This window comes from Rhodococcus sp. FH8 (genome assembly GCF_019266085.1).
Lineage (GTDB): Bacteria > Actinomycetota > Actinomycetes > Mycobacteriales > Mycobacteriaceae > Rhodococcus_F > Rhodococcus_F qingshengii.
The window spans coordinates 202,514-215,161 of record NZ_LPNQ01000084.1; the positions used below are offsets into that span (position 1 = coordinate 202,514).

The 12,648-nt window shown below is 63.2% G+C and carries 10 protein-coding genes; 1 reads left to right on the forward strand and 9 read right to left on the reverse strand.

The window, feature by feature from the left end; translation table 11 throughout:
- Positions 1–74: 74 nt before the first annotated feature.
- Together ppc and secG are read right to left on the reverse strand one after the other, a co-directional pair.
- The gene (ppc, locus tag ATN38_RS31375) at positions 75–2,849 is read right to left on the reverse strand and encodes a phosphoenolpyruvate carboxylase (RefSeq protein WP_218749347.1); all 2,775 of its coding nucleotides are present in this window, start codon (positions 2,847–2,849) and stop codon (positions 75–77) included.
- A gap of 103 nt (positions 2,850–2,952) precedes the next feature.
- A complete protein-coding gene (gene secG / locus ATN38_RS31380; RefSeq protein WP_003944946.1) occupies positions 2,953–3,186 on the reverse strand; it encodes a preprotein translocase subunit SecG in 234 nt (77 codons plus the stop codon).
- A 176-nt stretch (positions 3,187–3,362) separates the two neighbouring features.
- Here secG and ATN38_RS31385 point away from each other — a divergent pair, with 176 nt between their 5' ends.
- Positions 3,363–4,196, forward strand: a complete 834-nt coding sequence (locus ATN38_RS31385) for a tyrosine-protein phosphatase (protein WP_218749348.1) — start codon at positions 3,363–3,365, stop codon at positions 4,194–4,196.
- Between the two features lie 89 nt (positions 4,197–4,285).
- Here the strand turns inward: ATN38_RS31385 and tpiA are convergent, their stop codons facing one another.
- From tpiA to uvrC, 7 genes are all read right to left on the reverse strand, one after another.
- Positions 4,286–5,071, reverse strand: coding sequence for a triose-phosphate isomerase (gene tpiA / locus ATN38_RS31390; protein WP_042445664.1), 786 nt, complete (start codon positions 5,069–5,071; stop codon positions 4,286–4,288).
- A 6-nt stretch (positions 5,072–5,077) separates the two neighbouring features.
- Entirely contained in the window at positions 5,078–6,289 is a 1,212-nt protein-coding gene (gene pgk, locus ATN38_RS31395; RefSeq protein ID WP_003944901.1) for a phosphoglycerate kinase, read from the reverse strand.
- A 17-nt stretch (positions 6,290–6,306) separates the two neighbouring features.
- Positions 6,307–7,326 (reverse strand): type I glyceraldehyde-3-phosphate dehydrogenase, encoded by a 1,020-nt coding sequence (gene gap, locus ATN38_RS31400; protein WP_003944851.1) that lies wholly within the window; start codon positions 7,324–7,326, stop codon positions 6,307–6,309.
- Between the two features lie 158 nt (positions 7,327–7,484).
- Entirely contained in the window at positions 7,485–8,462 is a 978-nt protein-coding gene (gene whiA / locus ATN38_RS31405) for a DNA-binding protein WhiA (protein WP_021344225.1), read from the reverse strand.
- Positions 8,459–9,523 carry a uridine diphosphate-N-acetylglucosamine-binding protein YvcK gene (gene yvcK, locus ATN38_RS31410; RefSeq protein WP_042445666.1) on the reverse strand — a complete coding sequence of 355 codons (1,065 nt, stop codon included), beginning with the start codon at positions 9,521–9,523 and terminating at the stop codon, positions 8,459–8,461. The genes whiA and yvcK overlap by 4 nt, the downstream gene beginning before the upstream one ends.
- A complete protein-coding gene (gene rapZ / locus ATN38_RS31415) occupies positions 9,520–10,419 on the reverse strand; it encodes an RNase adapter RapZ (RefSeq protein ID WP_003944872.1) in 900 nt (299 codons plus the stop codon). Before rapZ ends, yvcK begins: the two co-directional genes overlap by 4 nt.
- Positions 10,416–12,608: an excinuclease ABC subunit UvrC gene (gene uvrC, locus ATN38_RS31420; protein WP_003944805.1), complete on the reverse strand. Its 2,193-nt coding sequence runs from the start codon at positions 12,606–12,608 to the stop codon at positions 10,416–10,418. The genes rapZ and uvrC overlap by 4 nt, the downstream gene beginning before the upstream one ends.
- Positions 12,609–12,648 lie beyond the last annotated feature (40 nt).

The window sequence follows — 12,648 nt, forward strand, 5'->3', positions numbered from 1 at the left end:
TTGGGTGTGCGTGCGACAGCTCTAGAGTCGCCGCACGCACACCCTGGTAAACCTGCAGAACCAGCCGCTGTTACCTAGCCACTGTTACGAAGCGCAGTGGCCAGGCCGTTCATCGTCAGCTGGATACCCCGACGCACCTGATCGCTCTCGTCGCCGGAACGGTACCGACGGATCAGCTCGACCTGTAGATGGTTGAGAGGTTCGAGGTACGGGAACCGGTTGTGGACCGAACGCTCGAGGCCCGAGTTGTCGGCAAAGAGGTTCTCGTTGCCCGTGATTGCCTTGTACATGCGAATTGTGCGTTCGTGCTCGTCGGTGATCATTCCGAAGACTCGATCGCGCAGTTCGGCGTCGGGCACGAGGTCCGCGTACCGGGCCGCCAAACCGAGATCCGACTTCGACATCACCATGGCCATGTTCGAGAGCACGGTTCGGAAGAACGGCCACTTCTCGTACAGGGCCGTCAACGTGGCAAGCCGAGTGTAGTCTCCGTCTATCCATCTTTCGAACGCGGCGCCGGTTCCGTACCAACCCGGAAGCATCACGCGAGACTGACTCCACGAGAGCACCCAGGGAATTGCTCGCAGGTCGGAGATCGCCTTGGTCTGCTTGCGAGAGGCCGGGCGAGAGCCGATGTTGAGTGCCCCGATCTCGGCGACCGGTGTGGACGCTTCGAAGTACTGCACGAATCCTGGTGTGTCGTGCACCAGTTCGCTGTACGCGGTGCGGGCGAGGGACGCGAGCTCGTCCAGTACCGCGTAGGCAGCGTCGGCATCGCTGCCGAGTCCTTCGACGTCGAGCAACGTCGACTCAATAGTCGCGGCGATGAGTGTTTCGAGGTTGCGATGTGCCAGACGCGGTTCGGCGTACTTGGCCGCAATCACCTCACCCTGCTCGGTGATTCGCAGAGAACCCGCGACTGCACCGGGAGGCTGAGCCAGAATCGCTTCGTAACTCGGTCCGCCGCCACGTCCGACGGTTCCGCCGCGGCCGTGGAAGAGCCTCAACCTGATTCCGCTCTTACGCGCGGCATCGACGAGGTCGAGTTCGGCACGGTACAGCGCCCAGTTGGCTGCCAGGTACCCGCCGTCCTTGTTCGAGTCGGAGTACCCGAGCATCACTTCTTGACTGTCACCACGGGAACGGACGATCGCACGATAGATCGGGATGTCGAGCGTCGCCAGCAATGTGTCGGCGCCGCCCTGCAGATCCTCGATCGTCTCGAACAACGGCACGATGCCGATCGGGCACGAGGGCTCGCTACCGACGCCCGGATCGAGCACCCCGACCTCTTTGAGCAGCACTGCGGCCTCGAGCATGTCACTGACCGAGGTACACATGCTGATGATGTAGTTGGGTACTGCGCCCGCTCCGAGAACCCGCACTGCCTTGGCACCGGCCGCCATGATGGCCAGTTCCTTGGTGGTCAATTCGCTGAACTCGGCGTCCGGCGAAGTCAGTGGTCGCCGCGTCGTCAACTCGGCCGACAGCAATTCGACTCGATCGGCTTCCGGCAAGGACGCGTAGTCCGGGTGAACTCCGGCCCACGCCAGAAGTTCTGCGACGACGCTTTCGTGTACCTCGGAGTTCTGCCGCATGTCCAGACCGGACAGGTGAAAGCCGAACACCTCCACCGCTTCTCGGAGCCGATCGAGTCGATCGTCGGCGATGGTCTCGTCACCGAAACGACGCAACGAGGTGTCGATGATTCCGAGATCCCGCTGCAACTGTGCCGGGTCGGTGTACGCCTCGAGTCCGTCGTCGGACCCGTGGGCGGGCAACTCCCCCAGTACCGTCAGTGCTGTGGCGCTCAAGCGCCCGCGGATACCGCGAATCGCGCGACGGTACGGCTCGTCGGCCCGGAAGGCAGAGTCGTCGCCGGAGGTAGACGCCAGCAGATCGAGTTCGGGCGTGACGGAAACCAGCCGCGCCGACATCGACAGTTCACGCTCGAGATGATCGAGTTCCTCGAGGTGATGCTCGAGAGCAGTCGCCGCAGCGCGCGACGTGGCGCGCTGGACGATTTCGCCGGTCACGTACGGATTGCCGTCTCGGTCACCGCCGATCCACGAACCCGGCCTCAGGATCGGTTCCGGCAGGAGCCCGGCGTCCGGCCAACGAGTGCGCAGCGCTTTGCGAACCTCGGCGTTGATCTTCGGAATCACCTCGAACAACGCTGCGTCGTAGTAGCGCAGGCCTACCTCGATTTCATCCTGGATGCGGAGGCGGCTGAGCCGGATCAGAGCCGTCTGCCACAGGGTCAGGATCTGACGGCGCAATTGCAGATCGACATCAGCGGTTTCTGCGACGCTCAGCGCCGTGCGCTCGCGGTATCGCATCAACTCGGTGATCCGACTCTGCGTCTCGAACACCGTACGGCGTCGAGTCTCCGTCGGGTGAGCGGTGATGACGGGTGAGACCAGGGCGCCCCGAAGCGCTTCTTCGACGGTGGCCGAATCGATATCGGCTGCATCAAGTTTGGTGTACGTGGCCGCGAGAGTGCTGTCGCGGGGCGGTTCCCCCGCGTTGACGTGGATGGCCCGTCGACGCTCGCGGTGGATGTCCTCGGCCAGGTTGGCGAGCAGTGCGAAGTGACTGAACGCCCGGATGACGGGAATGGCGTCGTCCGTACTGATTTCGGCGAACAGCGACACCAGTTCGGCGCGATCGATCTCCGAACGACGGACTCGGAACGACTCGACACGGGCTCGCTCGACCAGATCGAACACATCGTCGCCGGCTTGCTCTCGCACTATTTGTCCGAGTATTCCGCCGAGAAGCCGGATGTCTTCGCGCAGCGGCTCGGTGGCCTCTCGCGGTGTTTCTCGATGCGACGCGGTTTCAGTCATCACACAATTATCGACCGAAACAAAGAACCCCGCTCGATAGGCGGGGTTCCGTGTCTGAAATTCGTGTGTGAAAAACTACCGGCTGTAAGTCATGAGCCGAGAATCAGGCGAACTTGATCTCCAGGCCGATGCCGACGATCGAAATGAGCCAGATCAACGCGGTGAAGACCGTCAACCGGTCGAGGTTCTTCTCGACAACAGTCGATCCGGACAGGCTGGACTGGACACCGCCACCGAACAGACTCGACAAACCGCCGCCCTTACCGCGATGCAGGAGCACCAAGGCGATGAGGAGCAAGCTGGTGATGACCAGCAGGATATCCAGGAACAGTTTCATGTCTGTCTACGTCCACCAATCCAATAGGGACAACTACAACCGATATCACCATACAGGCGCGCGCAGATAGCCTGACCACATACCCGCCTCGCACATGACTTTGCACCCGGCCAGGCACGACTCTTGATCAGTGGCATCGATCACACTGTCGAGATACCGATTCAGTAGTTTTTCAGTTGACGCGACTCTACCTCCGAAAGGCCGGCTCCAAGCTTTCCGACACTGCCCTGCCCAACACTGCCCTGCCCGACACACCCCTGCCTGACACACCGCGTCTGGCTTCGATTCACAACTTCCGCGACGTGGCCGGCCCCGGGTACGTCACGACCAGCGGACAGGCGATGAGCCGCGGAGTCTTCTACCGTGCAAACGTACTGACGCCCTCGCCCGAGGATCTTGCAATCGTGGAATCGCTGGGGCTGACCGCCGTCTATGACGTGCGCTCCGAAACCGAGGCGAACGAAACTCCCGACATCGTGCCGGCGCCGGCGATGTACGCCCACATTCCCATCCTGTCCGAAAACATCCACGCCGAAGCGATGGCTCTCCGAACAGCGGACGCTGCAACAGCTTTCATGCAGAACATCAATCGCAGCTTTGTCGCAGACCCCGTCACTCGGAACGGATTTTCGCAGTTGTTCGCCGCCCTGGCGACCACCGAGGGGCCGCAACTCTTCCACTGCACGGCGGGCAAGGACCGAACAGGTTGGGCGGCAGCACTACTGCAGACACTCGCTGGTGTACCGCGCGAAACGATCACGGCGGACTACCTGCTCACGAACACGTACTCGGCCGAGTACATCGAGGCAACAGTCGCGAAGATCGCCGCTGCCACAGATGCAGACAAGGGCGAGGTGATCCGGTTGCTGCTTTCCGTCGACGCGAGTTACCTGGGCGCTGCCTTCGAGCAGGTGGATGACCACTACGGGACCGTCGAGAACTATTTGACCTCCGGGTTGGAGCTTGCTCCCGAACTCGTCGGCGCTCTGAAAACCAAACTCCTGAGCTGACTCGCGAACAAAAAACTGCGGGCGTGTGACCTACTCGGTCACACACCCGCAGTCTTAGTCTCGAGCAGTTTCAGCTCACTACCCGATCATCACGGGAGTGGACCGCCTGCAGCGATCGCAGACAGTGTCGCGAACTCGTCAGCCTTGAGTGACGCGCCGCCGACAAGAGCGCCGTCGACGTCGGTCTGGCCGACGATCTCTCCGACGTTCTTGGAGCTGACGCTACCGCCGTACAGAACGCGAACGCCGGCCGCGACCTCGGCGTCGGCAAGTTCGGCCACTGTTGCTCGTACCGCAGCACACACTTCCTGTGCATCGGCGGCAGAAGCGACACGGCCGGTGCCGATGGCCCAGACAGGTTCGTACGCGATGACGATCTTGGAGATCTCCTCCGCGCTCAGGCCCGCCAACGAACCCTTGAGCTGGTCGACGTTGTAGGCGACATGCTCGCCCGCTTCGCGGATCTCGAGGCCTTCGCCGATGCACACGATCGGCGTGAGGCCGTTCTTGAGAGCAGCCTTCGTCTTCGCGAGGACGGTCTCGTTGGTCTCACCGTGAAGGGTGCGACGCTCGGAGTGACCGACCACGACGAAGGTGCAACCGAGCTTGGCCAGCATGGAGCCGCTGATCTCGCCCGTGAACGCACCCGAGTCATGAGCCGAGACATCTTGCGCGCCGTACGTGAGGAGGAGCTTGTCGCCCTCGATCAGCGTCTGGACGCTTCGGATGTCGGTGAACGGCGGGATGACCGTGACGTCCACTTTGTCGAAGTACTTCGCAGGCAAGGAGAAAGCGATCTTCTGCACCAGGGCGATAGCCTCGAGGTGGTTCAGATTCATCTTCCAGTTGCCGGCGATCAACGGCTTACGTGCCATGTCGGATCAGCCTTCCAGTACTGCGATGCCAGGCAGCTCTTTGCCCTCGAGGTACTCGAGGGAAGCGCCACCACCGGTGGAAATGTGCGAGAAGCCCTCGTCCGGGATACCGAGCTGACGAACGGCTGCTGCGGAGTCGCCGCCGCCGACGACGCTGAAGGCGCCCTTCTCGGTTGCCTCCACGATTGCCTCGGCGACACCGCGGGTGCCTGCCTCGAACTTCGGGAACTCGAACACGCCCATCGGGCCGTTCCAGAACACCGTCTTGGCGCCGGTCAGGATCGCGGCAAAGCGCTTGACCGACTCCGGTCCGATGTCCAGACCCATCCAGCCGTCGGGAATCTTGTCGAACGGAACGATCTTCGACTCGGCATCGGCCGAGAAGGAGTCCGCGACGACAACATCCTGAGGGATGTGGATGACGTCGGCGTACCGGTCGAGGAGATCCTTGCAGGTCTCGATCATGGACTCTTCGCACAGCGAATTGCCCACGGACACACCCTGAGCCGCGAGGAACGTGTAGAACATTCCGCCGCCGATCACCAGAGTGTCGACCTTCGGTGCCAGTGCCTCGATGACGGCCAGCTTGTCCGAGACCTTGGAGCCACCGAGCACCACCGCGTACGGACGCGCTGCGTCCTGCGTGAGCTTGGCGAGCACCTCGACCTCGGCGCCGACCAGGTATCCGGCGTAATGCGGGAGCAGCTTCGCGACGTCGAAGACCGACGCCTGCTTACGGTGAACAACACCGAATCCGTCGGAGACGAATGCGCCGTCGTCACCGACCAGCTCGACGAGAGCCTTGGCGAGCTTGACCCGCTCGGCTTCGTCCTTGCTGGTCTCGCGAGGGTCGAAACGGATGTTCTCGAGCATCAGGACGTCACCGTCGGTGAGTCCTTCGGAACGAGCCAGCGCGTCCTGTCCCACGACGTCACCGGCGAGTTGCACGTTACGACCGAGGATTTCGGCCAACTTCGCGGCAACCGGTGCGAGGGAGAACTTGGGATCGGGCTGACCGTCGGGGCGCCCGAGGTGCGCGGTCACGATGACCTTCGCTCCACCCTCGGCGAGTGCCCGCAGGGTGGGAGCGGACGCGACGATGCGACCCGGGTCCGTGATTTCTCCGCCATCCAACGGGACGTTGAGGTCGGAACGCACCAGTACGGTGCGCCCCTCGACCCCAGCGTCCAGCAGATCCTTCAGCGTCTGAACTGCCACTGTTATCGAAACTCCGCTCAGAGAGACTTGGCGACGAGGCCGATGAGGTCGGCGAGGCGGTTGGAGTAGCCCCACTCGTTGTCGTACCAGGAGACGATCTTGACCTGGTCGTCGATGACCTTCGTCAGACCCGAGTCGAAGATCGACGAGTGCGGGTCGGTGACGATGTCCGAGGAGACGATCGGTGCGTCGGTGTACTTCAGGATGCCCTTGAGGGGTCCTTCGGCAGCAGCCTTCATCGCAGCGTTGATCTCGTCGGCGGTGGCCGACTTCTTCAGGTTCGCGGTGAGGTCGGTGACCGAGCCCGTGGGGATCGGCACGCGCAGTGCGTAGCCGTCGAGCTTGCCGAGCAGCTGCGGGAGAACCAGGCCGATTGCCTTGGCTGCACCGGTACCGGTGGGAACGATGTTGAGGGCAGCTGCGCGGGCGCGACGGAGGTCTGCGTGCGGAGCGTCCTGCAGGTTCTGATCCTGGGTGTACGCGTGGATCGTGGTCATCAGACCCTTGACGATGCCGAACTCGTCGTCGAGAACCTTGGCGATGGGGCCGAGGCAGTTGGTGGTGCACGACGCGTTGGAGATGATGTTCTGGCTGCCGTCGTACTTGTCGTCGTTGACGCCCATCACGATGGTGATGTCTTCACCCTTGGCCGGAGCCGAGATGATGACCTTCTTGGCGCCGGCTTCGAGGTGTCCCTTGGCCTTTGCGGCGTCGGTGAAGATGCCGGTGGACTCGACGACGACGTCGACGCCCAGCTCGCCCCAGGGAAGTTCGTTCAACGGGCCACGGTGTGCGAGGGCCTTGATGCGCTGATCGCCGACGACGATCGTGTCGTCACCGTCGAGCGACACGTCGTACGGCAAACGGCCGAGGATGGAGTCGTACTTCAGCAGGTGAGCGAGCGTCGCGTTGTCAGTCAGGTCGTTGACTGCCACGATCTCGATATCGGTGGTTCCGAGCGCCTTCTGCGCATCCACCGCCCTGAAGAAGTTACGTCCGATACGGCCGAAACCGTTTACGCCAACCCGGACAGTCACAATTCGCTCCTTTGACCATGATTCTGGTGTGCAACTTGACCCACGCATACTCCGAATCCATGTGTGCACGACGCGGACGTGGGGTTCATCGGTCGATGTGACTCATACCCTAATGCGCGTGGCCCGAACGTGCGCAGCCCACCCTGACGGAGGGCAGGTCACCCCTCTTCGAGTAGCTCCACATTCACTGCGGATTCGGTGTCGGGTATGCCCGTTTCCTTGGCCTTGCGATCAGCCATGGACAGCAGGCGACGGATACGTCCGGCAACGGCGTCCTTGGTCATCGGCGGGTCGGCCAACTGGCCGAGTTCTTCGAGGGACGCCTGCCGATGCTCGACGCGCAGTGCACCCGCCGCCGCGAGGTGATCGGGCACGTCCTCACCGAGGATCTCCAACGCACGCTCGACGCGCGCAGCAGCCGCAACGGCAGCGCGAGCAGAGCGTCGCAGGTTTGCGTCGTCGAAATTGGCGAGACGATTGGCGGTGGCGCGGACCTCGCGTCGCATCCGCCTCTCCTCCCACACCAGGCGTGTGTCCTGGGCTCCCATTCGGGTCAGGAGATCGCCGATGGCCTCACCGTCGCGGATCACCACACGATCCGTTCCGCGAACCTCACGTGCCTTCGCCGAGATCCCCAGACGCCGCGCAGCTCCAACCAGAGCAAGTGCAGCTTCCGGGCCGGGGCAGCTCACTTCGAGCGCCGACGAACGGCCGGGTTCGGTCAGGGAACCGTGCGCGAGGAACGCACCGCGCCACGCTGCTTCGGCGTCGCCGACACTTCCGCCGACGACCTGCGCAGGCAAGCCGCGAACCGGGCGCCCGCGAAGATCGAGCAGTCCCGTCTGGCGCGCGAGGGCCTCACCCTCCTTCGCTACACGCACGATGTAGCGAGCGGACTTTCGAAGCCCGCCCGCACTGAGTACGTGCACATCGGCACTGTAGGTGAACAGGTCGAATATCTCCCGGCGCAGACGTCGCGCCGTGGAGCCCAGATCCACCTCTGCTTCGACGACCACCCGGCCGCCGACGATGTGGAGCCCACCGGCAAAGCGCAGCAACGCGGAGACCTCTGCCTTGCGGCAGCTGACCTGAGTCACCACTAACCGGCTCAGTTCGTCCTTGACCTCCGCTGTCATTGCCACGAAGCGTTCTCCCTCTGTTCTTCGGATTGCTGTTCTTGCAGGGAAGACTGTGTCGAATCCCCTACTGCCGCACTGCTCGACAGTTCAGCCAGTACATCGGCCAGTTTTGCCGGATCGTGTACATGCGCTGCGCCCGGTGAGGTGTCCGCGACATCCGCGTACCTGACTTCGGCTGAAAATTGATCCGCCGCACGCTGCAGATGTTCACGTTCACGCCCGGCCGGTACCGACGCCGAGTCGACCACCACGTAGTCGACCCGGAAATCGGGCACGTGTTGGGAGAGTACGTGCAGGTGACGCTCCGCGGAGAATCCGGCGGTCTCCCCCGGCTCGGGTGCGAGATTGAGCACCAGTACCTTTCGAGCCTTCGTCGACGACAGTGATTCGACGAGTTCGGGTACCAGGACGTGTGGGATCACGCTCGAGAACCACGATCCCGGGCCGAGAACCACGAGATCGGCACGATCGATCGCAGTCACGGCATCGGGGCACGCGGGCGGATTGGACGGGAGCAGTCTCACACGCCGAACCTTGCCCGGGGTGGTCGCGACGGCAACCTGTCCACGAATGCAGCGGCTGACGCGGGGGTCCTCTTCGAGTCCCTGAACGTCGGCTTCGATCTCGAGCGCGATCGGCGACATCGGCAGCACACGGCCACGGATTCGCAGCAGTCGCGCCATCTCGTCGAGCGCGACGACCGGATCGCCGAGCACCTCGGTCAGTCCGGCCAGGATGAGATTGCCCACCGAGTGCCCGGCAAGTGCGCCGACACCGCCGAAGCGATGCTGAATGGTCCGAGTCCAGTCGACTATCTCGGGTTCGTCCGACGCGAGAGCTGCCAGCGCCATCCGGAGGTCTCCAGGCGGGATGACGCCGAGTTCGGCGCGCAGCCGGCCCGACGAACCACCGTCGTCGGCGACCGTGACCACGGCGGTGACGTCGAACGTCAAGCGTCTGACGGCCTGGAGCGTGGCGAACAATCCGTGCCCGCCGCCGAGCGCGACGATGGCCGGCCCCTCGGGTGTCTCCCGCGAGCGATGTGTCGGTTCACTCATTCGCGCCCCAGATCCCGGTGCACGATGCTGACCGAGATGTCGTCCTCGGAACCCAAACGCCTCGCGAGAGCTTCGGACATGGCTACGCTTCGGTGCTTACCGCCGGTGCATCCGACCGCAATTGTCATGTAGCGCTTTCCTTCTCGTCGATATCCGGCGATCGTCAAATCCACCAGATGTCGGTAGGTGTCGAGATAGTCTTCCGCGCCCTCGCGCGACAACACGTAGTCGCGAACGTCGGCGTCCTGACCGGTGTGCGGGCGAAGTTCAGGGATCCAGTGGGGATTGGGCAGGAAACGAACGTCACAGACGAGATCGGCGTCCATGGGCAGGCCGTACTTGAATCCGAACGACTGGACCGTCACCTTCATCGTTCGGTTGGCATCGTTTCCGAACGCCGTTTCGATCTTCTGACGCAGCTGATGCGCCTTCAGTGCCGACGTGTCGATGACCAGATCGGCGGCCGCCTTCACCACGGCCAACTGCCGACGCTCGGCTGCGATCCCTTCGGACAACGTGCCGTCGATGCCGTCGTTCTGCAACGGATGACTGCGGCGCACCTGTTCGAACCGTCGGATCAACACGTCGTCCGACGCTTCGAGGTACAGCACCCGAGTGTGGATCGGTTCCGCCTCGAGCTCGGTGAGCACCCACCCGAGATCGCCGGTGAAGAGTCGACTCCGCACGTCGATCACGACGGCCAGACGATCGACCGGCGGATCGGAGGTCAAGCTCAGACCGACCATTCGGGAAATGAGCTCAGGTGGCAAATTGTCCGCGACATACCAGCCGAGGTCTTCGAGCACCTTGGCAGCGGTACTCAAACCTGCTCCGGACAATCCCGTCACCAGCAGGAAATCCATCGTTCGACTGTCTTTGGCGCTGTCGGTAGTCACTGTGCACTCGGCCCCGTCGTCGGCATGGACAATTCTCGCGACTCGGAGCCCTCGTCGCCGCTACCGGATTCGGCGCTGGGCGCGTCAGCAGACGTAACAGACGATTCGGATTCCGTGTCCAGCTCATCATCCCCTACCGCGGCTGGCAGCGCTCGAGCTTCAGCGCCCGCGTCGGCTGCAGCCGAATCCGTGCCGAGTGCGGCCAGAACTGCTGTGGCGGTGGTCTCACCGATACCGGGGACCTGCATGATCTCCTCGACCGTTGCCGTTTTCAGCTTCGCCACGGAACCGAAGTGAGCCACCAGAGCGGTTCGACGAGTTTCACCGAGCCCCTTGACCGAATCCAGAGCCGAAGCCGTCATCCGCCTCGAGCGTTTGCTGCGATGGAACGTGATCGCGAAGCGGTGGGCTTCGTCTCGGATGCGCTGCAGTAGGTACAACGACTCGCTCGTCCGAGGGAGGATGACCGGATCTTCTTCCCCCGGTACCCATACCTCTTCGAGTCTTTTGGCCAACCCGACTACCGCGACGTCAGTGACCCCCAGCTCGTCGAGGACCGCCGCTGCCGCCGTGACCTGAGGGGCGCCGCCGTCCACGACGAACAGATTGGGCGGATAGGCGAACCGCCGAGGCCGGCCCGTCGCCGGGTCGATCGCCGCTTCGGGAGCCAGGTCCCCACCGTCCGAGTCCATGGTCGACGCCGACGCCGCGAGGACGCCCAGGTCGCGGTTGTGGCGCAGGAACCGCCGACGCGTGATCTCGGCGATACTCGCGACGTCGTCGGAATGACCGTCGCCGGCGGCTTCCTTGATCGCGTAGTGCCGGTAGTCCGACTTACGCGGGAGCCCGTCCTCGAACACGACCAGTGACGCCACGACGTCGGTTCCCTGGACGTGACTGATGTCGATGCATTCGATTCGTAGCGGAGCCGAGTCCAGGTCCAGTGCTTCCTGGATGCCCTGCAGCGCCGCAGAACGCGAAGTGAAATCGCCGGCACGCTTGAGCTTGTGCTGCGCCAGAGCCTCTTTCGCGTTTCGCTGAACTGTTTCGGCGAGGTCTTTCTTGTCGCCACGTTGCGGAACCCGCAGTTGCACTTGCGATCCCCGAAGCTTGCTCAGCCACGCCTGGATCTCGGTCGCGTTTGCCGGCAGAACCGGCACCAGAACTTCCTTGGGAACTGCGCTGATCCCGGCCTCGGAACCCGCTCCCGGGTCGAGGGCCGCCTGCTCCCCGTAGAACTGGGTGAGGAACTGCTCGACCAGGATCGGCAGGTCGGACTCGGCGTCGAGTGCGGCCCAGTCGATGGCGTCGCCTGCCTTCTCCACGACCCATCCACGCTGACCCCGCACGCGTCCGCCCCGCACGTGGAACACCTGAACGGCGGCTTCGAGATCATCGGTGGCAAAGGCGACGAGATCGGCGTCGGTGCCGTCACCGAGTACGACGGCCTGCTTCTCGAGCGCCTTGCGCAAAGCGCCGATATCGTCACGCAGACGGGCTGCGGTCTCGAAGTCGAGATCCTCGGAAGCCTGCTGCATGCGCTTTTCGAGATCTTTGACCAACTTGTCCGTGCGGCCGGCGAGGAAGTCGCAGAAATCTTCGACGATCTGTCGATGCTCCTCGGCGCTGACTCGCCCGACGCAGGGCGCCGAGCACTTGTCGATGTAGCCGAGCAGACACGGACGACCGATCTGGTTGTGCCGTTTGAAGACTCCGGACGAGCACGTTCGTGCGGGAAAGACTCGTAGCAGCAGATCGAGAGTTTCGCGGATCGCCCAGGCATGGGAGTAGGGACCGAAGTACCGGACACCCTTGCGCCGCGGACCGCGGTAGACGAACAGTCGCGGGAACTCTTCGTTGAGCGTCACCGCGAGAACCGGATACGTCTTGTCGTCGCGGTACCGGACGTTGAACCGCGGATCGAATTCCTTGATCCAGTTGTACTCGAGCTGAAGCGCTTCGACTTCGGTACTGACGACGGTCCACTCGACGCTGCCGGCGGTGGTCACCATCTGCCGAGTACGGGGATGAAGTGTCGTGACGTCCGCGAAGTACGAGTTCAAACGTGAACGGAGGCTTTTCGCCTTTCCGACGTAAATGACCCGACCATGCGGATCGCGAAATTTGTAGACGCCCGGCGCAGCCGGAATGGTTCCGGTAGCGGGGCGGTAAGTCGAGGGATCCGGCACGGTTTCAGGTTAGTCGCCGCCACCGACCGACTCGGAAACG